The sequence below is a fragment of the Collinsella aerofaciens genome (genome assembly GCF_964243765.1).
Lineage (GTDB): Bacteria > Actinomycetota > Coriobacteriia > Coriobacteriales > Coriobacteriaceae > Collinsella > Collinsella aerofaciens_BU.
On the sequence record NZ_CAXTGI010000002.1, the window covers coordinates 257,948 to 281,372 of the forward strand.

At 53.2% G+C, this 23,425-nt stretch carries 19 protein-coding genes and 2 pseudogenes; 4 read left to right on the plus strand and 17 right to left on the minus strand.

Features of this window, described 5'->3' with window-relative positions:
- Positions 1-83: 83 nt before the first annotated feature.
- The 5 genes from ACESSC_RS02705 to ACESSC_RS02725 all read right to left on the minus strand — a co-directional run bounded on the left by ACESSC_RS02705 (position 84) and on the right by ACESSC_RS02725 (position 6,936).
- A complete protein-coding gene (locus ACESSC_RS02705) occupies positions 84-1,163 on the minus strand; it encodes a UvrD-helicase domain-containing protein (RefSeq protein WP_215674421.1) in 1,080 nt (359 codons plus the stop codon).
- Positions 1,153-2,826 (minus strand): ATP-dependent nuclease, encoded by a 1,674-nt coding sequence (locus ACESSC_RS02710; protein ID WP_215674419.1) that lies wholly within the window; start codon positions 2,824-2,826, stop codon positions 1,153-1,155. The genes ACESSC_RS02705 and ACESSC_RS02710 overlap by 11 nt, the downstream gene beginning before the upstream one ends.
- Before the next feature lie 455 nt (positions 2,827-3,281).
- A complete protein-coding gene (locus tag ACESSC_RS02715; protein ID WP_373161092.1) occupies positions 3,282-5,528 on the minus strand; it encodes a KAP family P-loop NTPase fold protein in 2,247 nt (748 codons plus the stop codon).
- A gap of 163 nt (positions 5,529-5,691) precedes the next feature.
- Positions 5,692-6,453, minus strand: coding sequence for a TIR domain-containing protein (locus ACESSC_RS02720; protein WP_373161093.1), 762 nt, complete (start codon positions 6,451-6,453; stop codon positions 5,692-5,694).
- A 42-nt stretch (positions 6,454-6,495) separates the two neighbouring features.
- Positions 6,496-6,936, minus strand: a complete 441-nt coding sequence (locus ACESSC_RS02725; RefSeq protein ID WP_373161094.1) for a hypothetical protein — start codon at positions 6,934-6,936, stop codon at positions 6,496-6,498.
- 588 nt (positions 6,937-7,524) lie between these two features.
- Here ACESSC_RS02725 and ACESSC_RS02730 point away from each other — a divergent pair.
- The 3 genes and pseudogenes from ACESSC_RS02730 to ACESSC_RS02740 all read left to right on the plus strand — a co-directional run.
- On the plus strand, positions 7,525-7,818 hold the full coding sequence (locus ACESSC_RS02730; RefSeq protein ID WP_373161107.1) for a transposase: 294 nt from the start codon (positions 7,525-7,527) through the stop codon (positions 7,816-7,818).
- A pseudogene (locus tag ACESSC_RS02735) lies at positions 7,803-8,036 on the plus strand (IS3 family transposase); the annotation flags it as partial. The gene ACESSC_RS02730 and the pseudogene ACESSC_RS02735, both read left to right, overlap by 16 nt.
- Positions 8,037-8,040: 4 nt before the next feature.
- A pseudogene (locus ACESSC_RS02740) lies at positions 8,041-8,490 on the plus strand (DDE-type integrase/transposase/recombinase); the annotation flags it as partial.
- A gap of 225 nt (positions 8,491-8,715) precedes the next feature.
- Here ACESSC_RS02740 and ACESSC_RS02745 read toward each other — a convergent pair.
- The 3 genes from ACESSC_RS02745 to ACESSC_RS02755 form a co-directional block, all read right to left on the minus strand.
- Positions 8,716-9,393 carry an FRG domain-containing protein gene (locus tag ACESSC_RS02745; protein ID WP_373161108.1) on the minus strand — a complete coding sequence of 226 codons (678 nt, stop codon included), beginning with the start codon at positions 9,391-9,393 and terminating at the stop codon, positions 8,716-8,718.
- Positions 9,394-9,798: 405 nt separating this feature from the next.
- Positions 9,799-10,611 (minus strand): Abi family protein, encoded by an 813-nt coding sequence (locus ACESSC_RS02750; RefSeq protein ID WP_373161095.1) that lies wholly within the window; start codon positions 10,609-10,611, stop codon positions 9,799-9,801.
- Positions 10,544-11,494 carry a hypothetical protein gene (locus ACESSC_RS02755; RefSeq protein WP_373161096.1) on the minus strand — a complete coding sequence of 317 codons (951 nt, stop codon included), beginning with the start codon at positions 11,492-11,494 and terminating at the stop codon, positions 10,544-10,546. Before ACESSC_RS02755 ends, ACESSC_RS02750 begins: the two co-directional genes overlap by 68 nt.
- 150 nt (positions 11,495-11,644) lie before the next feature.
- Here ACESSC_RS02755 and ACESSC_RS02760 point away from each other — a divergent pair, with 150 nt between their 5' ends.
- Positions 11,645-12,646, plus strand: coding sequence for a DUF3644 domain-containing protein (locus ACESSC_RS02760; RefSeq protein ID WP_373161097.1), 1,002 nt, complete (start codon positions 11,645-11,647; stop codon positions 12,644-12,646).
- Between the two features lie 375 nt (positions 12,647-13,021).
- On the opposite strand, the gene ACESSC_RS02765 is transcribed toward ACESSC_RS02760, so the two are convergent.
- From ACESSC_RS02765 to ACESSC_RS02805, 9 genes are all read right to left on the minus strand, one after another.
- On the minus strand, positions 13,022-14,647 hold the full coding sequence (locus ACESSC_RS02765; protein WP_373161098.1) for a reverse transcriptase domain-containing protein: 1,626 nt from the start codon (positions 14,645-14,647) through the stop codon (positions 13,022-13,024).
- 595 nt (positions 14,648-15,242) lie between these two features.
- Positions 15,243-16,310: a hypothetical protein gene (locus ACESSC_RS02770; RefSeq protein ID WP_373161099.1), complete on the minus strand. Its 1,068-nt coding sequence runs from the start codon at positions 16,308-16,310 to the stop codon at positions 15,243-15,245.
- Positions 16,311-16,786: 476 nt separating this feature from the next.
- Positions 16,787-17,086, minus strand: a complete 300-nt coding sequence (locus tag ACESSC_RS02775) for a type II toxin-antitoxin system RelE/ParE family toxin (RefSeq protein WP_117641041.1) — start codon at positions 17,084-17,086, stop codon at positions 16,787-16,789.
- Entirely contained in the window at positions 17,083-17,358 is a 276-nt protein-coding gene (locus ACESSC_RS02780; protein WP_055310766.1) for a type II toxin-antitoxin system RelB/DinJ family antitoxin, read from the minus strand. The genes ACESSC_RS02775 and ACESSC_RS02780 overlap by 4 nt, the downstream gene beginning before the upstream one ends.
- 188 nt (positions 17,359-17,546) lie before the next feature.
- On the minus strand, positions 17,547-18,659 hold the full coding sequence (locus tag ACESSC_RS02785; RefSeq protein ID WP_373161100.1) for a hypothetical protein: 1,113 nt from the start codon (positions 18,657-18,659) through the stop codon (positions 17,547-17,549).
- Positions 18,660-18,829: 170 nt separating this feature from the next.
- Positions 18,830-19,591: a TIR domain-containing protein gene (locus ACESSC_RS02790; RefSeq protein ID WP_117636984.1), complete on the minus strand. Its 762-nt coding sequence runs from the start codon at positions 19,589-19,591 to the stop codon at positions 18,830-18,832.
- Between the two features lie 42 nt (positions 19,592-19,633).
- The gene (locus ACESSC_RS02795; protein ID WP_117636983.1) at positions 19,634-19,816 is read right to left on the minus strand and encodes a hypothetical protein; all 183 of its coding nucleotides are present in this window, start codon (positions 19,814-19,816) and stop codon (positions 19,634-19,636) included.
- A gap of 1,465 nt (positions 19,817-21,281) precedes the next feature.
- On the minus strand, positions 21,282-21,917 hold the full coding sequence (locus ACESSC_RS02800; RefSeq protein ID WP_373161101.1) for a HEPN domain-containing protein: 636 nt from the start codon (positions 21,915-21,917) through the stop codon (positions 21,282-21,284).
- A 274-nt stretch (positions 21,918-22,191) separates the two neighbouring features.
- A complete protein-coding gene (locus tag ACESSC_RS02805; RefSeq protein ID WP_373161102.1) occupies positions 22,192-22,764 on the minus strand; it encodes a hypothetical protein in 573 nt (190 codons plus the stop codon).
- Between the last annotated feature and the right edge of the window lie 661 nt (positions 22,765-23,425).

A 23,425-nucleotide genomic window follows, 5' to 3' on the forward strand; every position in this document is an offset into this window, starting at 1 on the left:
GATTGCTGGGAGAAAGATAGTGTAATGAGTATCTGCTGCGTCCCCGGTATCCGTTTTGGCTGTCAAACAAACACGTGATTTATTTATGGCTTCCAAACGCTTAGCGTGTCTGGAAGCTCATTTATTTTATTGTCAGCAACCACGAAGCCAACGCTGAACCTCGCCCTAGTAATTGCAACATAGAGCTTGGAGCGCGTCTGCGGCTTCAGATCCGTTGAAGCGTCTTGCAACCAAGAGGCCATATCGGCAACTGGATAAATCAGAACATGGTCATATGTTCGGCCTTTTGCTTTGCCGAAGTTGCAGACCAATGAAGCGTTCGCGGTCTGAGTGGCGACGCTATGTCTCAAAATCACTGGATCCAAAAACTCGCAATACTTTTGTGCAAGTGACTTTGGAATAGCCCAAACTCCATTATGGGTTTCATTTGAAGCGGCACACAAAGATTCGGTTGGTGGGAACTCCGGATAGACCATGTTTGCGAATTCGATGACGCTCTTAGAGCAACGATGCGTTCCGTTGAGAGTCGCGCGATCTATCTCGCAGAGCGACGTAAGCTTCTTTTTCTCGATATATTGCTCGAGGCTCAGACCCTTGTTCTTGTTTCCAGCATTGGTGCGATAGGTTGACTGCCTCTCATCGCCGCACATGACTACGGGCATGCCAGAGGATAGAAGCGCGGCGATAAAGTCATAGTCGTATCCGGCCATATCTTGTATTTCATCGATGAGCACAACGTCGAACAGCTCCTTGATCCTTTCGATAACCGCTCCGAAACTGCATTCATTGCATTTCAGCGCAAGCGCTGGAAGTTTGGCCGCATAAATCTCTTTCGATTTATTACAGTAATAACGAAGGGTTCCTTTCTTATAGAAATTCCTTCCTTCAGGATTCAGGTCAACCCCGCTGAATTTCTCTTTACCGAAGCCCGCAGCGCCTTGGAAAGGACGCACTCCGTGCTCAAGAAGGAAGGTGAACCACGGGAGTACAGTGATGTTGGAAGGGATGCAGCCATACTTCTGATAAATCATCTCCTTCGCCACCGCCGAATTTTCATCCGTAAAGGTGGTGTAAAGGATTTTTTGATCGGCATCCGAAAGACTATTGATTAAGAATGTGGTTTTTCCTGAGCCGGCAGCAGCTAAATAGATCTTAGATTTCATCTAATTCGCCTCGCACCCAAGCAATGGTTTGCATTATGTATTCCGGATACGACAAGGTTTCCACCGAATCAAATATCTTGAGCGCGACCTCTGTCTTGTTTTCCTCCATATACTTGAGTGCGGAATCTCGATCCTTGAACTCTTTGCCCAAGATTTTCGACAGCATTTCAGCGCCAATCGATTCGTACATCTCTGCTTCAAGCGTGTTGTAGTTGATTCCCTCCATGCTGCCCTTTTCAAGAAGCCTATTTGCGTACGAGACGACTTGCAGTTCATCTTCTTGAGCTAGGGTTACATACTTGTAGCCTTGATACTTCTTTTCCAGTGCCCCAATGTTTCCATCGTTGTCGGTCATGGCGATAACCCTCTTATTGATCACCTCTGCAACTTCAAGGAATCGAAGGAAGCTTGTTCCGACGGAAATGACATCGACACCATCCTGAATTGGAAGTTTTCCATCGGAGGCATCCATATATGCGCGCTGGACAACGAGCTCGTCAGCATCTCCCTCGACGAGAATAGCGGTATCGCACAGAAGAACCCTCAATGTCTTGTATCCAGGGGCCTTCATGAAGAACCTAGAGGTATCCTCGCTCAGGTCTCTCATCGAGGCAGAATTACCTCCGTTGAGAAGGATCAAGTTCCTAAGCTCGAGCTTGTTTGCAACGAAGCTGCTATGTGTCGTGATGATTAGCTGAACCCCCTCACATCGGCTCTTCACGCCCTCAAGGAACATATTCAACCTAGTATGTGAAAGATGGTTCTCGGGCTCTTCAAGCAATACCACGTTGCCGCCACGCTTTTCGCTCTTTGCCAAAGCGAGCTCTGTGCTGACGATGCTTTTGGTTCCATCTCCTACGTTGGAGAATGGAATATCCTCAAGTTTGGTGATGACTCCATTTTCCCAGGAGTTTACTGTGCCCGCTTCGAACCCAAACGTTACAGCCTTATTCGTGAGACTCTTTGCTCTTTCGGAAATCTTTTCATTTATACTTTTGACGGTTTGGTCGGCGGAAAAGCCAGTGCGCATTCTTCTATGCACTTGCGATATGGCTATCTGATCGGATCTTTCCAGCACGTCTCTTGCAATTCTTGTCACCATCGCTTTCGAACCAGGCCAAGCAAGAGAATTGCCAGCGCCAACTAGTGCCGACTTGAACTTGATGCCAGCAGGGCGGATGCTCTTTCTGGCAAATGTCGTCCATGAGCATGCGTAGTATTCGATAGGTAAACCATGGTGTGATTTCGCGGCAACAAAGTCTTGGTACTCATCGGAAAAAGACTCTGCGTCTATGGCGATATCTAGCTTGATTCCAGATTCAGCGACACCGCGACTATTAAAGTCGCCCTTATAAAGAGCAACTGTGTCCTCTTCGCCGGAAAATACCACCTCGATAACAATGCTCGGAGGATTGCAAGGCTTTCCGTTCTTCAGCAGGCAAAGATACTCGTCAACGATATCCTTGTTAAAGAGATCCTCGGAAATGCTCCTCATCAGCGGAGCTCCTCGATATTGACCATCGATTACTGCTGTTACCGCCTCAAGCAGCGTCGACTTTCCAGAATCATTATCTCCAACGACAATGTTTATTCCTTCGGAAAACGAGATGCTCGCCTCGCGAAATCTCTTAAATCCAAATACCCTGAGCTCTTTTATATGCACGGTTCCACCAACTCTCGCAGCTCAATTCGTTATTCTTTCTATTATCCGCCAAGAAAAAGCGTCACATAGGGATCGCATGTTGGTGTAAAGGGTCGCTTCCCCGGCCGTAGAAAGCACGATGCGGCTATCGCCTGGAATTCTAATTGCTGAAGTCAGGATTCGTAGAAAGGCAATAACCGCATATGAACAAGATGCACGAGATCGCGGGCGGCGGTGCCCTGATGCCGAGATTCGACGACGGCATGGTGAACATGGCCGAGCTCATAAGGGTGATGGCCGAGTCGCTCGTCAACAAGATCATGGACACCCAGGCCGACGAGGCATGCGAGGCCGGCAACCGGCCCCCTACATCTGGCTCGATGCTACCTGCATCAAGAGCCGCAGCGAGGGCCGGGCGCAGTCGACCGCGCCCGCCACGGTCACATAGCAGGTCCAAAGAAACGTCCGCATCTTCATCACGTCCTCCTGCTATTTCGCCTCCAATGCGCAAGGAGCCTACCAGCTTCTTCAGCAGAGACCTCGTTCCCACCATCATCGTCTCTATTCGCAACGCAGAAAGCTGCCGCAACCAGCTGGTAGTCTTCCGGCAACTCGAAAAAGCTGCCGTCTGCGCGCGCCTCAGTAAGAAGACCGTCGATCTTTGCGAGCTCGACCACCCTTGCGACACCAGCCTTATCGAATGAGAAGCTCGTTACTTCGCCGCTGTCAAGCGAGGTGTAGCGCCCCGACCCGAACGAGAGAAAAGACGCGCACCCCGCCCCGTCAACGTTGGCAACCCTTTTCGCATAAGCCATGAATTCATTGGGTTTACGCTCTTTGAGCAAGATCAACGCATAATGACACTCATCGTCTAGGAACAGGTTCCTCGTGGCGGCGTCCTCGATCACCTTGGCGCAAACGGCATCGGAAAGCTCGAAAATGTCGCCTTCGGGCAAAAGCGTCTTGCAGCCACCGTCTCCCCTGTCATTCAGGCTGTTCAGCTGCGATATCAAGAAAGGCGTGAGCGGACAGATCACTCTCCCCTGGCTCTCGTCCACCGACGCTCGCAGAATCTCGCCAGACTTAGCAGGCCCCAACTGTTTGAACAGCAACTCGATGAGTCTGAGGAGTTCCAGGTCGGCACTCGTCGAGGCCAAAGGGGCATAGTGCTTTTCCTTGCTCAGACCCAAGGCCAAAAGGCACGCTTTGGCGACGACTTCGGCACGTCCTTCCTCCAACGTCGATACGCGGGCCCTCATGGCCGACACAAAGTCAATCATGCTACCCGCTTCGGCGTGCCTGCGCAGGTCTTCGAGCAGCACTCCGCCCTCGCTCACATTCAACGCATCCTGTACCTCGTGAACATCGATTCCGTCCGGCATGTTCGAATGGAAGTATAGATCGAAGGAATCGGCCCGCCAGATAGCGTTCAAGGTCTCCCTCGAGTAAGAGACGCAATGACTCATGCCAGTTATATTTGCCACCCGCGGGAAAAGCCTGCAGACGGCCTCGACCGCCCACTTGGCCTCAGAGCTCGGGACTATCCCAGAAAACAGCTTCTCCAAATTGGCGAGGCTGTCTTTCGGATCCATGTTATTCATATACAACGAAGATCCGATCGTGCCGCAAAGGAGGTCCTTGTGCACGCGAATCCAATCAACGAGCTTTGGCACCTTGAGCTCCAGCACCGCCAAGGCGACGACGTCCTCGAAGCAGCAGAATCGCGGCAGGATGCTTAACTTCGCCTTTAACGCGTTCGAGAAGCGCCGAACCTCCCTTATGGTGAAGAACCGATTGTTCAGAAACGTCAGGCAGACGCCGTTCCACCTCTTGTCGTCAAGATCCTCCCGCCTGTAGGCAAACGCCTCAAAAATCGCGTTAATGTCCTTGAGAAGCATCCGCTCCAAATCGCCCGATGAAATGGACGGCAGGCGCACAGGGACCTGGACTACCTTCTCCAGGTATTCAGCGCCATCGCACTTCTGGACCTCACTTAAAGCCCGCGTAACCACCTCCTCATCGAAAGAAAGAAGGTAGTTTATCTTGGGAAGCTTCGCCAGAGAGGCGACGAGCTGAAACACCATACGCACCTGGTCGTTCGGCAGCCGATCGATGTCATCGATGATCACTACGACTCGCCCATCGAACTTGAGGAGCTCCTCCTCAAGTCTCTGTTTCTTCGAGGAGACGCTTCCCGCCCTAACTGCGGATTTCCTCAACCTGCTCGTCAAACGATTGCCGAAGGCGGGCACAGCAACGCCCGCAAGCGGCATGCCCGCCAAACTGGCAGCGGCGCCGGCGGTCATCAACAAGGCTTCAGAATATGCCGCGAAGGCATTGAGGACCTCGGGGCGCTTAGCGCGCAACTTTCCGAATAGCTTGCGCCGCCCATGTGCATCTTTATCAAGCGCACTCCCGACTTCCTTAAGGAACTGAGCGAGCAGCTGCTCGGCCGTGAGGTAATTCCAGGGCTCAAAACGGACGACAGAGACGCCCGCCTTTTCGTCATCGTCTTTTCGGGAGAGCGCATTTTCAACGAGGTTTATAACCGAAGTCTTGCCTGATCCCCAAGGTCCATACAAACCAATGACAAGCGACTCGGGCCCAGCTGCGGATTTCAGAATATCAGCCAGTCTCTCAGCGAAAGGGATCCTTCCGATAAGATCTTGCTCCCTCACCTTGATTGGTGTATCGGTGGCAAGAGATAGGTTGGGGTTATCCAAGGCCACTACCTCCCCAGTTCGTAGCTGCGCACGGCGGCCTCGGAAAGCCGCATTTTCTCTGTCAGGTCGAGCTGCGTCATTTCCAGCTCCTGGCATCTTCATCTGTTCTTTGTTCCGAAGCTGGCTCCCACAATACACATCTTGTCGTCTGCTGCCGCATCCGTTAGAAATCCATTTTATTAAAATCGATGGAATATCCCATTGACTTGAGTTCTTTCAAAAGGCCGAACTCCCAACTGTCTGTTCCGGTATAAACGACGCCCTGTAGATCGGAGGGAATCTCGATACCTTTGTCAACAAGAATTGCAACGTTTTCCCTGCCAAGCCGACCAATAAAGTATCCGGCTTCAAATACAACATTTTGTCTAGCCCTGGGCTTTTCCGACTGTTCTGCCTTGGCCCTTCCTTCGTCGTCCGCCGTAAAAAGGCATACCGCTCCTGCTGCATCGCCTTCAATTTCCAGCTTTTCGATGATTGTCTTGCCCTGATTTGACTGCTCGTTCAGGACTACCGCCGTCAGGCCCTGCCTTTCGATGATTCTCGCGACCCTTTCTCTAAGCTCTCCGTTGTGACCATGAACGATAAATACCTTCGAATAATCTCCGACATTTGCAGTCGATCCGGTTTCCCCTTCGTCTGAAAACTCATCAAGGTATGTCTCCAGCACAGCTTTTGCACTGCGCAGGCCGTCCGCACAGGCTTCAACGAAAGCCGAGTCGGGCGTACCGGAGGTGAAGAAAGACAACGAGTAGCTGATTTTGTTAAAGCTTTTAAATTCGTAGCTGTCTTTTCCAAACCGCCTAATTAAAAGCCTGTCCGCCCTTGTCTTCCATGCTTTAAAGTCAGGCGAACTAGAGCTGATGTATTTCTTTGAAAGTTCGTCTGCTGTTTCGCACAACTGCTGCAAAATTTCAAAATCAGACATTAAGCCTTCTTTCTATAACCAATAACGGAGCTAAGAAGCATCTTATTCCAATGGGCGGCCAAATCTCTTTACTGTTTCCTCGGTGCCCCTATCGGAGATGGACTTGCCCAGTGCGAACTCAATAGCGTCCAGCAAAGCCATGGCGCGATCTTTGAAATAGGCATCAAAGTCATCATTAATGAACGCATCCCAGTCAATGAGATTCGATTCGATGACGGAGTTCACCCTGTTCGATTTCACTTTCTTAACGAATTTCGCTGAGCAGACGCTGGGAGTCAAGCCTCCAATTTCTCTGTCCGATTCAGGCAGCAGAGGCATCTTGTTGATGACCGAGTTCCACTTATGCCTTTCGTATCCCGTTTTTACGCAGTGGCTTTGCGGGAAGATGTGATGTATATCGGGAGCGGTTTCCATGCTGTTCACGATATCGATAGAGATGCCACGCATTAAATCGAGCCCCTTCCCCTTATAGAGGAGAGCCATGATTCCCTTATAGGCTGCCGATTGCCTCGACTAGAGTCGCAGGAGTCGGGTTGGCTGGAAATGAGCATTGTTCACGGTTAGCATCTCGGATTCCGCATCTTCAATCTTGGCATTCACATCCTCTATGTCATAGCAATAGCGGGTCTCGTTTGAGCCGCCATGCATCTCTCCAAGGATTCCACATCAGAACCGACGAGTAATGTTATTTGGCTCTTTAGGTCTTTGAAGTCTTGCGGAACGACAGCCATCGGTCATCCCATATTATTCGGAGTTAGAATTATCGCCCCACGACGCTAAGCCGGTGACCATCCAGTGACTTTTGACATCGTTATAGACATCGCCAATTTGATTGTCCAAGCATTCATCGGACTCGTTACCTTGGGGGCCTTGATTGCCGCATTCTGGCAAAGTAACCAGAGCAAAAGGAACAGGGAGGACGACATTAAGCGGCATCAGCCATCCCGTATATCGGCATGGTAAGAAGAGCGTCGAAACCGAACCGATCAGCCCGAGGACAATCGATTCGTCTGGCACATCAACCTCAGGATTCCGAAGCTGCGCGCGGGGAGCTTCTTCCCCGAGGGCCTGATCGAGCGTTACCCGGGCGTGGACCGCGCGGTCGCCGCCGCGGTCTCCGAGATGGTGACCAACGGCGTGTCCGCCAGCAAGGTGAAGCGCGTGGCGCAGTCCATGGGCATAGACCGCATGAGCGCCAGCCAGGTGTCGAGGATGTGCTCCTCGCTCGACGACACGGTCGCCGACCTGCAGGAACGTGACCCTTCCGACGTCAGGTACCCCTACATCTGGCTCGACGCCACCCAACAGAGTTCATATCCCTCAACGAGACGCGCTGGCCGGTGTCGGAGATGTGCGCGGCGCTGAAGGCGGCGCGCCAGGGCTATTACGCCTGGAAGTCGCGCCCTCCGAGCGCGCACGCCTTGCGCAACGAGGAGCTTGCCATCGCGATATCCCAGCTCAGGGACGAGGTTCGGAGCATCTACGGCGCGCCCAAGACGCTCGTGCGGCTGCGCTCGCGCATGATGCGCACCTCGCGCAAGCGCGTGGCCCGCATCATGCGCGAGCGCGGATGGCGCGGAGTCACGCGCGCGCGTCAAGCGTCCCTCGGTCGACCAACGCGCCTCCAAGAGGGAGTCCCCAGACGACCTGGTCAAGCGCAGGTTCGAGGCCGGCGGCCCAAACGCGGCGTGGTTCGCGGACATCGCCTACGTCAAAACCCGCCAGGGCTGGCTGTATCTGGCGCTCGTGATGGACATATGGTCGCGCCGCATAGTGGGCTGGTCGATGGGGCCCGACATCACGGCCGAGCTGGCCGACGAGGCGCTGAAGATGGCCCTGGGCAGGCGAAACAACCCGAGGGGTTACGTGCATCATTCGGATCACGGATCCCAGTATGTGTCGTTGTTGCCGTCCAAGACCATGCGCGAGCATGGCGTGCGCCCGTCCATGGGCTCGATATCCTCTCCGTGGGACAACGCGGCCATGGAGTCGCTCATGGGCATCGTTAAGTCGAAGTGCGTGCACGCGCGCACCTAAGCCACGCGCGAGGAGGCCGCGCTGAATCTGTTCGAGTGCATCTAGGTCATCTACAACAGGGCCAGGATCCACTCGGCGCTGGGCTACCTCAGCCCGGCGGAGTTCGAGAAGGCCAATTGGCCTGCGGAAGATAGCCGCTCGAAGGCGGCGTAAAAGGTGACAATGGAATCGGGGTAGATTCAGATTCATCCCCTTTGTTAGCTTTTTGCTTGCCACAAACACCGGTCATAGACGGATAGGCACGTTCGCCGAGCGAGCCTTCGAAAACCCCTCGATGCCCGATGGGAATAGAGACTCCTCAGTGATTCGCTTTGCCGCCAGGTACCTTCTCACGGAAGGTTTCAGCTTTGGGAGAATCAAAATCGGACGAGCTTCGGAGTCGACCGTCTGACATATAAATAGGTTTGGGTCCGCCAACGAGCCGTCGAGCGATGTCATGATGAACGCACCATGCTGCACGACGATTCTCGGCTCATAGCTTCGCGGCTTCACGAGCAGGGGGCGCCCGCCGCGGCAACGATCGGTCAGATCATACCAGTCGGGGTCCTGACCGTTGGGCTGTTCTCCAATCGAGACGCGCATATCGGGATTAACCCTATAGGAATACACAACGCCAGCCACTTTGTCATGCCTGGATGACGCGAAGTAAAGCGCGACGTCGAGGCTCGAAGTTACATCAAGCAGACGCGTCGCACCGCCGAAATGCTGCATGCAGGCCATGAACTCCAAAACGGAGCCGCCGCAGCGAAGCAGCCCGTTGGCCCGCGCCTCCTCGAGAATCCTTGACTCGGCATGCCGAACCAACCCTTCGTCAATCTGCATATCGCTATACCCAGATCTTCTGATCCGCCTGTACAGCGTCGGAAAGGGCGTCCAGCAATAATTCGTCTGGCCTCTCCACATGTAATCGTCTGCTGCCGAGCCGGTAGGGAAGCAGCCAAGCAGCTCTTCCAAAGTCTACGGTACATCGGGCTGATAGACTTCGTCAATCGGATGCCCCAGATGATTAGCCGAAGCCATAGGCAACACCTCCTAGTTGTGGTTTCCTCAAATCGATTCCAACTTTGCTTCGCCTTTTCGAAGCAGCACATATCCTTCTCGAGTCAAGACCATGCGCGAGGTATGAGGTCCCCAAAGAGCATAAGGGCGAATTCGGCTTCATCAGGAGGACGCGGGGTCTTGTGCGCGTCTAAATCCGAATACTACGACTACGCGAAGAAGAGAATGCCCGACGCGCGAAGGGCTTGGCGCATGATTCAATCGCCAATAATCCGCCGAAGCCAGCGATTCGTTTTAGGCGAGTCAAGCTCACAATTTGTATCTGGTTATCTTCTTCCATTCAGCCGGAAAGCCCATGGCCCCAAGGAGACGCTCCTCACCGACGCTCTCGTCCAATAGCAGATATCCGTTAACGCACTTGACGAGCTTAGCCTTGAATGCTTTGAACTCGTCGTCGCGCAGGAGGTATCGAAGCGTGATCACTGCCGAGAAGACGTCTACCTTGCCACAAACGTAATCCGGCCCAATCTTTTCGATGCCGAGCTTGGCGTGTAAGGCCGTGTCAGGAATCTCAAAGTGGCACCTGTGGGAGAAGAGGCGCTCGCCATGCGCGCAGACGTTCCTGTGGAGGGCGAGCACACGGATAAACGAAGAGAGTTCCTTTGGGTTTCCGACCCCGAACCTCTTGGCGATCTTGGTTTTCTCGTTGTCCCTAAGTGCCGTGAGCATTTTCGAAATCTGTCCGAAGGTCATGGCGTTCACGGCGACCCATAGCGGCACGTTCTTATTTGCCCTGCGGTAGTAGGCGAGGTATTCATGGCTGGTATCCTTGTTGGCGATATATTCAAGCATGTTTAGCAGCTTTGGGAGAACACGCTTCGCGCCCTTCGATGTCGCGTAGCAGCGAGCGTCTAGATACTTACTCTGGGACTCGCCATATGCAGCGCAGAACTTGTAGGCAAGCGCCGACCTGATCTTCGCCTCGACCTTGAGCAGTGCATCGAGCATTATCTCCCTGAGCTCTACGTCGAACTCGTAAAGCGCTAGGATGTCTTCAAAAGTGGCGCCATCGCGGTATACCCGGGTGCTCGGGTCGCGGAAAAACGACTGGTAACCGTTCACGACCGGGAAATACTGTACCAAGCAGGAAAAGCGTCACGGAAGCGGCGATCCAGTTGCTGTCGCCGGTCTTAGGGAGCGCTGTTGTGTTCGCGGCGATGCTCTTGGGCTTGGACGGCGTAGACACCGTGGTCTTGGTCACCGTCGTCTTGGCCGTTATGTTTGTCTTGGGAATCGCAGCTGCGGGTTTCACTGTGGGGTCCGTCGCGGGTTCTGCACCGGGCTGCCCCGCAGCAGGATCACCAACAGTCTCACCCGTCCCGCCGCCTGGCACGCCTTCTCCACCGGTCTCCCCCGCCGGGGGCGTGGCGCTCTCGGGCTCAATCACCACGTGCGGTGCCACCGCACCGGAGGTATCCACCACGCTGCCAGCATCAAAGGCCCCGCCAGCAGGCGCCACAAACCGCGCAGACATAAGCGACCCACCCAGGCACGCAACGTCGCCGTCGGCACCGGCCGCATCAAGCCACGAGGCATCGACGGAAAGCCGACAGCCGGCCGCGCCATCGCCAAGACCCGCGTCCTGCAGATACACGCCGTAAGCGCGCACGCCCGCCCCGGACCCGGCGCCCGCGGCAACGACGCGCCCGCCGCCGCGCACGGCCATGTCGCCGGCGATCACGCCGGCAACCGCCTCGTCAGTAATATCGGCCCCGTCCGCCCGGGCATCGACGGTGCAGCCGTCCACCACGAGCGCCTGCGAGGCGTGGATCCCGCACTGCGAGCCCATCGCCGTTAGGGTCCCGGAGCCGCGAAGCGTCAGACAGCCCCACACCTCCATGCCGCACAGCGTGATGTCCACCACGAGCGCCTGCGACTCCGTTGCTGACTTCATTGGGGAATCGTAGTCCACCGCAAGCATGTCCTTGGCCTTCATATGATTCATAGAGCCTTGAAAGAAGCTAGCAGGTAGCTATTAGCGTCCTGAAAAATGGACGAGCAGATAAGCTGCTACCCCTGAATTCAACAGAAAACGATCTTATGTTCGTAATTGCGGTACACTACTCTTATAGAAAGCGCTGCCGATTGGAACAAGATGAATAATATCGACTCGTTAACCGTTCAACGTCTTTGTGATAAATCGCAAGAAGCTTTTATATTGTCAATCGAGCTTTATAACAGGCCAACACTTAAATATAGAGTTGAAGGATGTGCTTTCTTTCTTTGCAACGCATGGGAATTGCTCCTGAAAGCCCATCTCGTACAACGTAACGGCAACAGGGCCATATACTATTCTGACAAAGCCGATCGAACCTTGTCCCTAGAAGACTGTGTTAAAAAGGTTTTCACTAACGAAAAAGATCCCTTGCGGCGAAATTTGAGCAAAGTAATAGACTTGCGAAATACTAGCACCCATTTCGTTGTTCAAGAATATGAAGGAATCTATGCTCCGATCTTGCAAGCGTGTGTTGAGAATTACGATGAAAAAGCGCGCGAGCTCATGGGGATTGAGATAAGCGACCGCATCCCGGAAAACTATCTCGTGCTTTCGGTTAGACGCTCAGATGCAACGATTGAGGAATGTCGAGCGCGCTACTCTCCGGAAGTCATAAGTCGAATGATCGATGCCAGAAGTGGCGTGTTGACCTCGGCGGACGAAGAGGGCAATCGCCGATATGCACATACCTACACAACGGAACTACGTTCAACCAAAAAGAAAGATGCGGACCTGACTGTTCGTATTGACAAAAATGGAAATACGCCAGTTTCTATCATCAAACAGCTTGTTAAGCCTGAAGATAAATATCCCTATCGAACGAATTATGTAGTTGAAGAAATCCAGCGCAGGCTAAATGCAAATAGCATCCAGCTAAAAAGAAATGGCTGTCCTCAAGAATTCAACAGCTGGGTTTTTAACCTGTTTATAAAGATGTATGGGATGAAGGACGATCCTCGCTTTTCAATTAATACTTCGATGAAGGGAGAACAGCCGCGGTATGCCTATTCACAACAGACAATCGATGATATCTATGAGCTGATTAAACAGAATCCAGATGGAATCATCGAAGATCTAAGGTCAAAGGCGACGAACAAATAAAAACAGCCTTAGTAAGGGATGACCCCAGGAGCAAAGGAATTCTAAATCCAAAGGATCTACTCCCATTCGGGAACCCAGCTTTTACCCTTCCCAAGTCAACCCTTACTAAGGCTGTAACTTTATTATCCCAAATATGATTAGCATTCATACGCTAAATCTAAAAAATATCAAATAGGGGCGCTGCTGATCGGATTAAGAATCAATGCGCTTAACGGCCACACTCCCTATCAGGGCTTGAGACTTGGCCCCCTGTATGATATTCACGAATTGCTATTCTTCGAATGAGCATCTATTGGCCGAAATCTTACCCTACTGTTGAGCGAGGCCTGATTGATTTTTATAAGCCGTAATGCAGGAACTTATTTCATGTCCTAGTTAGAAGAGGAGCCACCTTCCATAGACTTCAGTTGAGCGGATACAATCCTTTAAAGGGAGAAATGATCCAAGTTGTCCATGTTCAGTTGCAGTATGTACTATGCCAACGACCTGGCCCAAACCATTAAACACCGGGCCACCACTCATTCCATGGCGAAATGAGCAATTCGTATAACAAAGTGTGCCCTCTTCACTTGGTTCCCCAATCCTGAGCAAATCTCCGCTGTGTAGCTCAAAGCTGAATCTAGATTCGGAAAAATGGTGTTGGTAAGCAGAAATCCTGTCGCCCTTGGTAAGCAAATCCATATTTGATGGAAGAAGGGGAATGTTCTTTAAGATCGCAGGAGGAACATCTTGTAATATTGCGGCATCGCGTTTGTTATCCTGAACCACCTCATTTCCAAACCTAAAAATTGCAAGCGGCGTCTTATCTGAGCTGAATAATTTAATTTCCCTGCTATTTTTATCACGGGAAACGGCATCGCATATCACATGCCAGGCCGTAACAAGACCGTAGCCAGCCAAATAAAACCCGAGACCCTCAAATGAGTTTTGCTTGTCATCCTCTCCTTCTAGATATAGAAGCGAGTCTTGCTGAAGTGCAACTGGGAAAACAGGTGTGTCTTCTGGTTTCGTTTTATTGTACAGGCTGCCTAAACGCATAAGTGGACCCGATGTCCAGGGATCCTTAATAAGAGATTTGTAAAAATCAAGACTTCCGCGTAGAGACGCTTCAAACGACCCTCTTTCTGCATCGGTAAGCTTGGCAATGGTTTTACCGTAATAGCAGCCCATCGCGCCTTCAATGTCGCCATTGCTCAGTCGATGGAGCGTTGAGCGGAGTCGCCGATATTGCTCGCGTTTTATATTTGTCTTTTGATTGCAGACAACGCCCGTGACCAGTTGTCTTGAAAAACTGCAACTGTAAAACGATTTATCCTCGTTGAGCTCAAACGATTCGATTCCATGGAAGTTAGTGATTGCGTTTCGTAGCTTATTGGGCAACCTGAGCTTTCCACCTGAATAAAAATTTCGATAAAAGAAGTAAGAACTATTAAATGAGAACGTAAGATCATCGGCATATCGAGAGTATTGGTATCGATATTCTCGCGATAGGTGCATTAGCTGTTTATCCATCCCGAGGCAAATCATGTTCGAAATAATAGGAGATGAGGGAACGCCTTGAGGGAGTCCTTTCGGTGTCGCAACAATCCTTGAAATACAGAATGCAACTTCAGGGGTTAGACCTAGCTTCTTGGAAACAAGAAGCCCGCACACTCGTCTTGACGAGATAGAAGGAAAGAAGTCCTTAATATCCAGGCCAACAATTACTTGCGAGCCAATGTGATTTTCAGCATTTGTTTTTATTGACCGTCCTTTGACAAAACCATGGACACAAGGCAATGGCTTATAGCCTTTTTCAAGCTCAGAGGCGATGAGTCTTTGAGCCCTTTTTAAATCAGATCTTGGGATTAATAGTTCTCGATAGCCACCGTTTCTTTTTGGGACCAATCTATTTCTATATAGGTCATACATGGAAGTTGGATATACAAAGAGATCAAGCTTTTCCAAGGACAGGCCAAGAAACCCAGCCAGATCGCCTTTCGACTGAAGTTCGTTGAGCATCAGATTATCCTTAAAGTTAATAGCCGGTTCCTCCGTAGAGTCGTACCTGATAGACACGTAGCAGAATATAATGTGCAAACAAAGCACTTCCGATTGCGATGCGCAAACGCTAATTCGAACCGGCTATAGGGTCATTTTACCAGTCTTTAATTTTGCGCAAAGGCTGAACCGCGCTTTATAACTCCGCGATGGGGCAAGTATGATGTTGGCGCGCCTTCCACGGTGTCGTCTGTGCAATGAGCCCCCTCGTGTCCTTTCAGGTAGAAACAGTAGCCTCCAGATTCCATCGATGCTGCAATCTGAGTTTCCGTGCTCACGTGTTTGCCTCGGATTTCCATCCAGAATAGGCATTCAGACGATGTCGTCCTTGAAGATGATTATGAATGGAGAGAAGAAATCTTTCTTGTTTGTCATAGGGCGCTATCAATGTCGCGAATTGAACTTATAGCCGACATGTGCTCGGCAAATGCTGAGAGATGATCTTCTTGGTGATGCGACGGCATGCTGCCAGTTGTAAGGTCATCGATTAGCGATAATCGGTGATTAGCAAATAGATGAGAAATCGATCACCGCATACTTCTGAAAATATGGCACCTCAGCAGCGATATGCGGCACCAAAAAGCGCCAATCCCAGCAGGAATAACGATAAAGAGGCGGCGATCCAGTTGTTGTCGCCGGCCTTGGGGAGCGTCGCGGTGGTCTCAGTGGCAGTCTTGGGCCTAGAGGACGTGGATATAGTGGTCTTGGTTACCGTCGTCTTGGACGTCGTTGTTGTCTTGGTTGTCGTGGCCGCGGGTTTCAGCGAGGGATTTGCCGTGGGCTCTGTGGTGGGCTCTCCGGCAGCGGGGTCGGCATCGGAGGAAGGCTCACCCGCCTCTCCGCCCGGCACGTCGCGCCCGCCAGTCTCCCCTGCCGGCGGCGTGGCGCCTTCGGGCTCAACCACCACATGCGGCGCCAGCGCACCGCCGGCATCCACCACACCATCAGCACTAAAAGCCCCACCGGCAGGCGCCACAAACCGCGCGGACACAAGCGAGCCGCCCGTGCACGCGACACCGCCATCGGCACCGGCCGCATCAAGCCACGAGGCATCGACGGAAAGCCGACAGGCAGCCACGCCAGCACCAATGCCAGCGTCCTGCAGATACACACCGTAAGCGCGCACGCCCGCTCCGGACCCGGCGCCCGCGGCAACGACGCGCCCGCCGCCGCGCACGGCCATGTCGCCTGCGATCACGCCGGCTACCGCCTCGTCCGTAATATCGGCCCCGTCCGCCCGGGCATCGACGGTGCAGCCGTCCACCACGAGCGCCTGCGAGGCGTGGATCCCGCACTGCGAGCCCGTGGCCGTCAGGGTCCCGGTGCCGCGAAGCGTCAGGTTGCCCCACACCTCCATGCCGCACAGCGTGATGTCCGCATCGGGCGCATGCGACTCCGTCACGGAGTTTTGCCCGGCAAGCGTCAGCACCAGGTCGCCGTCGGAGCCGATGGCCTCGCCCGCGTAGCCGTTAAGCTCAAGGTGGTCGGCGTCGGTCCACGCCCAGCCGGGGCCCGACACGCCCGGCTCGTAGTACGTCGCGCCCGCGATGATGAGGCTCTCCGCGCCCGCGGCATAAGAAGGCCCGCCCAGCAAAACGCATAGGCAGGCCATGGCGGTAAACATCTTGCAGTCCCTTTTAATGAGAAGGCAAATCGCTATAACCGAGTTTGTCCGAACATCGCGTAAGGCATGAGTCAGGTCGAAGGTGTTCATCGAGACGACAGGGACAGAGATGCCTTAATAGGTCGTCTCGATCTGGGCGAACCCCTCGTACCTAGGATCGACGCACCTCGATAGAGAACGCGGGGGCGCAGTTTGCCGCATTCCGCTCACCGACAGTGTTGGGCCATCGCTTTAAGGAACCTGTCGATGAAAAGGAAGAGTCTGGTAGCGTATGGCCACACGCAGGATCTACCGGCGAGCACATTGCGCAACCTTTTGCAGAGCAAACCGCTGCCAGGGCCTGGTTTGGAGACGATATTCCAGCCTAGGATGGGAGGCAATCATCATTGCGCAGCTAAATCTCCAACAGTGTTGAACAAATAGGATGTCATTTGCTTGAAATCCGGATAGCTTTGGTGGTGTCGATATTAAGGGAGCTATCGGAACAGCTCATCATGGCTGCCGGTGCGTTCGAAGAAAGCTACCTCTTCGTTTGATGACCATATGACAAGCCAGTCGCCAGAGTTTGCTACGTGACATTCGTTTCGCCCTGCCCAGTTGCCGCTTAGCCGGTGCATATTATGACGTCGTTTTAATATGTCCATTGACTCGGGTGTATTCTGTAGCACCAGGTCAATTAGCTTTTGAAGCTCGGATAGATCCCATTTACGGCGCTTTGCTTTTTTCTTTAAATCGCGGGAGAAGGCTGCAGAGAACTCTGCGGTTAACGTGCTCATTGTGCCATCGCCGCAGCGATAAGATCGGCGCCATTGTCAAAACGTCCTTTTTTGCCAGATGCAAGAAACGCGTCCCCCTCGCGAATGGCCTCAAGGCTTTCGGCATTGGGCTCCTCAGGGGCAAAAGTCAACGGGATGCGATGGGTGTTGACCATTTGCTTGAAGAATGCGCGCGTCACGGACGACAAATCAAGTCCATAGTAATCAGCCACTTCTGCTGCCTCGCGTTTGAGGTCATCGTCAACCCTAATGGTTAATGTTGAGCTTGCCATTTTGGACCCTCCAATCGTGTGAGTGCAACCTTAGTATAACGCACATACACTAGTAGATTGTGTAATTACAATCAATTAACTAAGCCTTTTAGTGGTACGGCACGTCATACATTGCATGCAGTAAAAAGGCAACGCTCCCTTTCGGAAAGCGTTGCCTTTAAAGCTTCAACTGGGATCTTGTATTGCAGCTAGGTATGCCGCACGCCCCAACAGCGATATGCGGCACCTAGAAGCACTGTCCCCAGCAGGAAAAGCGTCACAGAAGCGGCTATCCAGCAGTTGTCGCCGGTCTTGGGGAGTGCCACAGTTGTCGCGGTGGCAACTTTGGGTTTGGGGACTTTGGCGACCGTGGTCTTGGTTCCTGTCGTTGATGTCTTGGTTGTTGTGGCCGCGGGTTTCAGCGCCGGATTTGCCGTGGGCCCTGTGGTGGGCTCTCCGGCAGCGGGGCTAGCATCGGTGGGAGACTTTTCCACGCTATCGCCCGGTACCTCGCCCCCGTTGGTTTCCCCCGCCGGGGGCGTGGCAACATCGGGCTCAACCACCACATGCGGTGCCACCGCACCGGAGGCATCTACCACGCCACCAGCACTAAAAGCCCCACCGGCAGGCGCCACAAACCGCGCGGACACAAGCGAGCCGCCCGTGCACGCGACACCGCCATCGGCACCGGCCGCATCAAGCCACGAGGCATCGACGGAAAGCCGACAGGCAGCCACGCCAGCACCAATGCCAGCGTCCTGCAGATACACACCGTAAGCGCGCACGCCCGCTCCGGACCCGGCGCCCGCGGCAACGACGCGCCCGCCGCCGCGCACGGCCATGTCGCCTGCGATCACGCCGGCTACCGCCTCGTCCGTAATATCGGCCCCGTCCGCCCGGGCATCGACGGTGCAGCCGTCCACCACGAGCGCCTGCGAGGCGTGGATCCCGCACTGCGAGCCCGTGGCCGTCAGGGTCCCGGTGCCGCGAAGCGTCAGGTTGCCCCACACCTCCATGCCGCACAGCGTGATGTCCGCATCGGGCGCATGCGACTCCGTCACGGAGTTCTGCCCGGCAAGCGTCAGCACCAGGTCGCCCTCGGCGCCGATGGCCTCGCCCGCGTAGCCGTTAAGCTCCAGGTGGTCGGCATCGGTCCAGACCCAGCCGGGGCCCGACACGCCCGGCTCGTAGTACGTCGCGCCCGCGATGATGAGGCTCTCCGCGCCCGCGGCATAAGAAGGCCCGCCCAGCAAAACGCATAGGCAGGCCATGGCAACAATCGGAATGTAATGACGGCTGGTGTGGGACTTGGCAGCAAACATACCTGCTCCGATCTTCGCAGGAGCCAATAGAATGTGCACCAGAAAATGCCCTGGTAGCAGCAATTAATAGTTTAGCGAGATCAATGCGGGAGCAAAGAGAAATCGTGTGGGCAATGTCCACAATTAGGTGTAAATCGTTTTGCCAGTCGGTGAAAGGAGGGATCAACGGATTAGATATCCATCTTATTAAAGTCGATGGAATATCCCATGGACTTGAGTTCTTTCAAGAGGCCGAACTCCCAACTGTCTGTTCCGGTATAAACGACGCCCTGTAGATCGGAGGGAATCTCGATACCTTTGTCAACAAGAATTGCAACGTTTTCCCTGCCAAGCCGACCAATAAAGTATCCGGCTTCAAATACAACATTTTGTCTAGCCCTGGGCTTTTCCGACTGTTCTGCCTGGGCTCTTCCTTCGTCGTCCGCCGTAAAAAGGCATACCGCTCCTGCTGCATCGCCTTCAATTTCCAGCTTTTCGATGATTGTCTTGCCCTGATTTGACTGCTCGTTTAGGACAACCGCCGTCAGGCCCTGCCTTTCGATGATTCTCGCGACCCTTTCTCTAAGCTCTCCGTTGTGACCATGAACGATAAATACCTTCGAATAATCTCCGACATTTGCAGTCGATCCGGTTTCCCCTTCGTCTGAAAACTCATCAAGGTATGTCTCCAGCACAGCTTTTGCACTGCGCAGGCCGTCCGCACAGGCTTCAACGAAAGCCGAGTCGGGCGTACCGGAGGTGAAGAAAGACAACGAGTAGCTGATTTTGTTAAAGCTTTTAAATTCGTAGCTGTCTTTTCCAAACCGCCTAATTAAAAGCCTGTCCGCCCTTGTCTTCCATGCTTTAAAGTCAGGCGAACTAGAGCTGATGTATTTCTTTGAAAGTTCGTCTGCTGTTTCGCACAACTGCTGCAAAATTTCAAAATCAGACATTAAGCCTTCTTTCTATAACCAATAACGGAGCTAAGAAGCATCTTATTCCAATGAGCGGCCAAATCTCTTTACTGTTTCCTCGGTGCCCCTATCGGAGATGGACTTGCCCAGTGCAAACTCAATAGCGTCCAGCAAAGCCATGACGCGAGCTTTGAAATAGGCATCAAAGTCATCATTAATGAACGCATCCCAGTCAATGAGATTCGATTCGATGACGGAGTTCACAGTGTTCGATGTCAGCTTTCTTAACGAATTTCGCTGAGTAGACGCTGGGGGCCGCGCCTCCAATTTCTGTGCCCGAATAGGAGTACGAGCACGTCGGTCAAGATGCATTCGGTGGTCAACATGGCGGGATCTATCTGCGAGCGGAAAACAAGCGGCGCTGCTAATGGTAGCGCCGCTCGCATCATCAAAGAAGACTCGTTATCGATTGTCTCTGGGACTTTTCGTTCAAAACCAGAGCATGTCGACTACTGCTTATCGAAGTACATCCACCCTACAGGCTGCATTAGATCGTAATAATCGACGGGCGTTTTGAAGCGAATCCTGCCCAAATAACCACGCTTTTCAGCAACCAACTGCATCTGTCTGCGTCACGGCAAACTCTTTGAAATTGGCGTTGCGGCAAGTTTGTCTTAAGAAAATAAGGCTGTTAAGACAAACCCATTTTGACGTTTACGTAACGTCGACCATCGATCATCCCTTATTATTCGGAGTTAGAAGTATCGCCCCACGACGCTAAGCCGGTGACCATCCAGTGACTTTTGACAACAAAATAGACATCGCCAATCTGATTGTCCAAGCATTCATCGGATTCTTTACCTTGGGGGCCTTGATTGCCGCATTGCGGCAAAGCAGCCAGAACAAAAGGAACAGGGAGGACGACATCAAGCGGTATCAGCCATCCCGCATATCGGCATGGTACGAAGGGGGTCGAAACCGAACCGATCAGCCCAAGGACAATCGATTCGTCTGGCAGTTAGTCGTGCTTCGAAACGAAAGCGAGTCCCCCGTCTACGACGTAATCGTCACCTGTGTCGGGATTAGCGGAGCCGGCCCCTCTTTCAAAGGAGAGGACAACCGTCCCGCTTTTCCCGACCGCGTCTGCGTCGGCACGCTTCCTCCTGGAGCATGGTACACATGGCTCCCGACGGAAGGGCACGGAATGGGAGTACGCACGGCACCCGAAACGGCTTTCACCGACGCAAACGGAACTTCGTGGGTTCGGCGAGGCAACGGAAGTCTCGAGGAGATCCCTATGGAGCCGACCTCGTTCTACAGGCTGCCCCTCCCCTTGACCTGGTACGGATGCAAGAAGCTGACCGAGTAGCCCCTTGGCATCGTCGCTTTAAGCATTGGGTTTTCCGGACTGAGACGCGAACTTTCCCGGCCGTTCCGGATAACGGGAAAGTCAGAATCATTCGGGTTTGCGGGGCGGGAACGCGAGAGCGACTCCGCCCTTATTTTTCGATACACCCATAAATTGAAGCGAGATCGGCATCATCATCTCGAAGCACTTACTCACAGATCCATATGGTAAAGGTAGCAATTCACTACCTTTTATGCATAAATTACAGGTATCTTAATTAAGCTGTTAAAAAATAATCAACAGCTGTTCTGATTAACCGGCTAATACAACCATGATTCCAACCACTGGTTTTACAAACGATAAAGACCAGCTTCCAACCACTTATTTACCATTCTCGACAAGATAATCGAAGTCAATCAGCTGAAGCTGCTCTACGAACTTCTCCAAATACGAGACAACTTCCTCGTCATTCACGAATAGCGGCCTGTCCTGCGTCAGTCTGCCTGATTTGTCCTGCGGATAGCGGAGACTGATGCCGTTGTCATCGATTTCGGCAATGGCTTTTACAAAAGCACCCATGTTCTTGATGGTTGTATTGTCTTCACGGCACTTTTGCCCCGGAAACCTCGAGAGCAAGGAGTTCCACAGGTTTGTAAGGCTGTGGTCTTTCTTAGGCTTAGCCCCACATCTTTTTATCGCCCTCTTGATTGAAAGCTCAATGCAGTGCCTTGTGAGGAACATCACCGGAATCGCGTAGGAATGCTCCAGAAACACATACATACTCGGCCTGTCGGTCGCTCTCCTCCCGGCGGCCGCAAGCTCCTTGGCGGCATTGAGGAAGGATCTAATGAATTCATCGTCGAACCTGTCGGCTTTAAGCTCGTCTTTCATCAGGGCAGATGAGTCCAACAGCGTGAAATTTCTCAAAGTGGGGTCATTGAAGCCATCCATCTGGGGCTTCATAACCTGTTGGTCCTTGTATTTCGGGAACACATGGTCATTGAACACACTATCCATCAGAGAATCTCTCCTGTCTTCGCGTCCATCCTCGCCCCCGACTTCGGGTCGATGAACTCGTCCACGGCCTCGCTATCATGGTCGGGCTCGGTCACGAACAGCGGTCCGACACGAGCACGTCGCCAAGATGCGTTCGGTGGTCAACATGACGGGGCCTATCTGCGTACGGAATACAAACATGCGGCGCTGCTAATGGTAGCGCCGCATGCATCATCAAAGAAGAATTGTAATTAATCGACTCTGGGACTTTTCGTACAAAACCAGAGTATGTCGATTACGGCTCATCGAAGTCCATCCACTCTACAGGCTGCATCAGACCGTAATAATCGACGGGCGTTTTAAATTGAATCCTGCCCAAATGACCGTCGCTCTTCCGCACCCAACTGCGTCCGTAGCGATCGGTGAAAGCCACCTCGCAGCCGAGGGCCTTATGCATCGAGCAATCGAGATGCCCGATGCACCTCACGGTTTTGCCCGGAGCAACGGACGAGAGCAGAACCCTGCCGTCGCTCCCCTCGACGGCCCTCCCGTCTTCAGGCCCGGCGCCTTGGACGAGCACGGCAGTGAGGATAACTTGGTAAACGAGGTCGTTGCTATTGTTCATCACCTCTAGGCCGAACTGTGGCGCGATATCAGCCCTGCACCCTCCAACCGTGGCCGTCTCCCTCTCGGACATCCTGACCACACGGGCACAGATGGCCGATGCCTGGCTCCGCGCGGCCGCCCGGCGGCCCCGTACCAGCGAGACAATCCACTGGAGGAGAGTGAGCGCCAAAGATAGGAAAGCAACAGCCGTGCCGAAATCGATTTGGCCGTTGAAACTAATTACAACGCCATCCGTGATCATTTGGCCAACCCATCCGCCAGTGTCGCCGCCTCAAGGAGAGGCTTCCGGTCGTCGGGCCCCACTTGGCGAACGGCTCGCTGCCCCCGTCGCACATCCCGCATTCTGGCCGTAGGCCTCTCGTGAAGCCCGGGGTAAAAGAGTACGCGGTAGAGCTCGTAAAACCCTTCGCAAGGCATATCATCGTCGAAACGCACGATACCACAGCCTCCCTCCTCTACAGATTCCGCCTTATAGAGGCCTTACAAAACCTCGCGTCTGGATTCAGCAGGGCTGTAGCAGGATTTGACCGGAAAGGTGTTAGCTTGGATTATGTGAATGCCAGACGAGCCCGCCCTCAGCAAGCACACCCTCCTGCTCGGCGAGGCAGACAGCGTATGCGCCCTCCTCGCCAACGTCGGAGTAGCAGTTGCGTTAGGGCTAATCTAAATACAACCAATTGGCCGATTTCCCATTGACGGTAACATTCCAGACATTGGGCGGCAGCAACCGGTGCGTGGCGATGCGCTCGCCGGCGTGGTAGATTGACAGCGTCGGCTCGCCGACCCAGAGTCCCTGCAGAAGGGCCGCTCGGCCTCAGCCGCCTCCCCATTACAGTCTGAAGTGGGCCACCGATAAATTTCGATGGCGAGCATTCGGCGCATTGCCTACGATACGGGCAAGC

What these genes read in the sequence shown, in the direction of transcription:
- ACESSC_RS02705 (WP_215674421.1), bottom strand. Translation starts at nt 1,163, where the DNA reads ATGAAATCTAAGATCTATTTAGCTGCTGCCGGCTCAGGAAAAACCACA.
- ACESSC_RS02720 (WP_373161093.1), bottom strand. Translation starts at nt 6,453, where the DNA reads ATGTCTGATTTTGAAATTTTGCAGCAGTTGTGCGAAACAGCAGACGAA.
- ACESSC_RS02725 (WP_373161094.1), bottom strand. Translation starts at nt 6,936, where the DNA reads ATGGCTCTCCTCTATAAGGGGAAGGGGCTCGATTTAATGCGTGGCATC.
- ACESSC_RS02745 (WP_373161108.1), bottom strand. Translation starts at nt 9,393, where the DNA reads ATGTGGAGAGGCCAGACGAATTATTGCTGGACGCCCTTTCCGACGCTG.
- ACESSC_RS02755 (WP_373161096.1), bottom strand. Translation starts at nt 11,494, where the DNA reads ATGAATCATATGAAGGCCAAGGACATGCTTGCGGTGGACTACGATTCC.
- ACESSC_RS02760 (WP_373161097.1), top strand. Translation starts at nt 11,645, where the DNA reads ATGAATAATATCGACTCGTTAACCGTTCAACGTCTTTGTGATAAATCG.
- ACESSC_RS02765 (WP_373161098.1), bottom strand. Translation starts at nt 14,647, where the DNA reads ATGCTCAACGAACTTCAGTCGAAAGGCGATCTGGCTGGGTTTCTTGGC.
- ACESSC_RS02770 (WP_373161099.1), bottom strand. Translation starts at nt 16,310, where the DNA reads ATGTTTACCGCCATGGCCTGCCTATGCGTTTTGCTGGGCGGGCCTTCT.
- ACESSC_RS02775 (WP_117641041.1), bottom strand. Translation starts at nt 17,086, where the DNA reads ATGAGCACGTTAACCGCAGAGTTCTCTGCAGCCTTCTCCCGCGATTTA.
- ACESSC_RS02780 (WP_055310766.1), bottom strand. Translation starts at nt 17,358, where the DNA reads ATGGCAAGCTCAACATTAACCATTAGGGTTGACGATGACCTCAAACGC.
- ACESSC_RS02785 (WP_373161100.1), bottom strand. Translation starts at nt 18,659, where the DNA reads ATGTTTGCTGCCAAGTCCCACACCAGCCGTCATTACATTCCGATTGTT.
- ACESSC_RS02790 (WP_117636984.1), bottom strand. Translation starts at nt 19,591, where the DNA reads ATGTCTGATTTTGAAATTTTGCAGCAGTTGTGCGAAACAGCAGACGAA.
- ACESSC_RS02800 (WP_373161101.1), bottom strand. Translation starts at nt 21,917, where the DNA reads ATGGATAGTGTGTTCAATGACCATGTGTTCCCGAAATACAAGGACCAA.
- ACESSC_RS02805 (WP_373161102.1), bottom strand. Translation starts at nt 22,764, where the DNA reads ATGATCACGGATGGCGTTGTAATTAGTTTCAACGGCCAAATCGATTTC.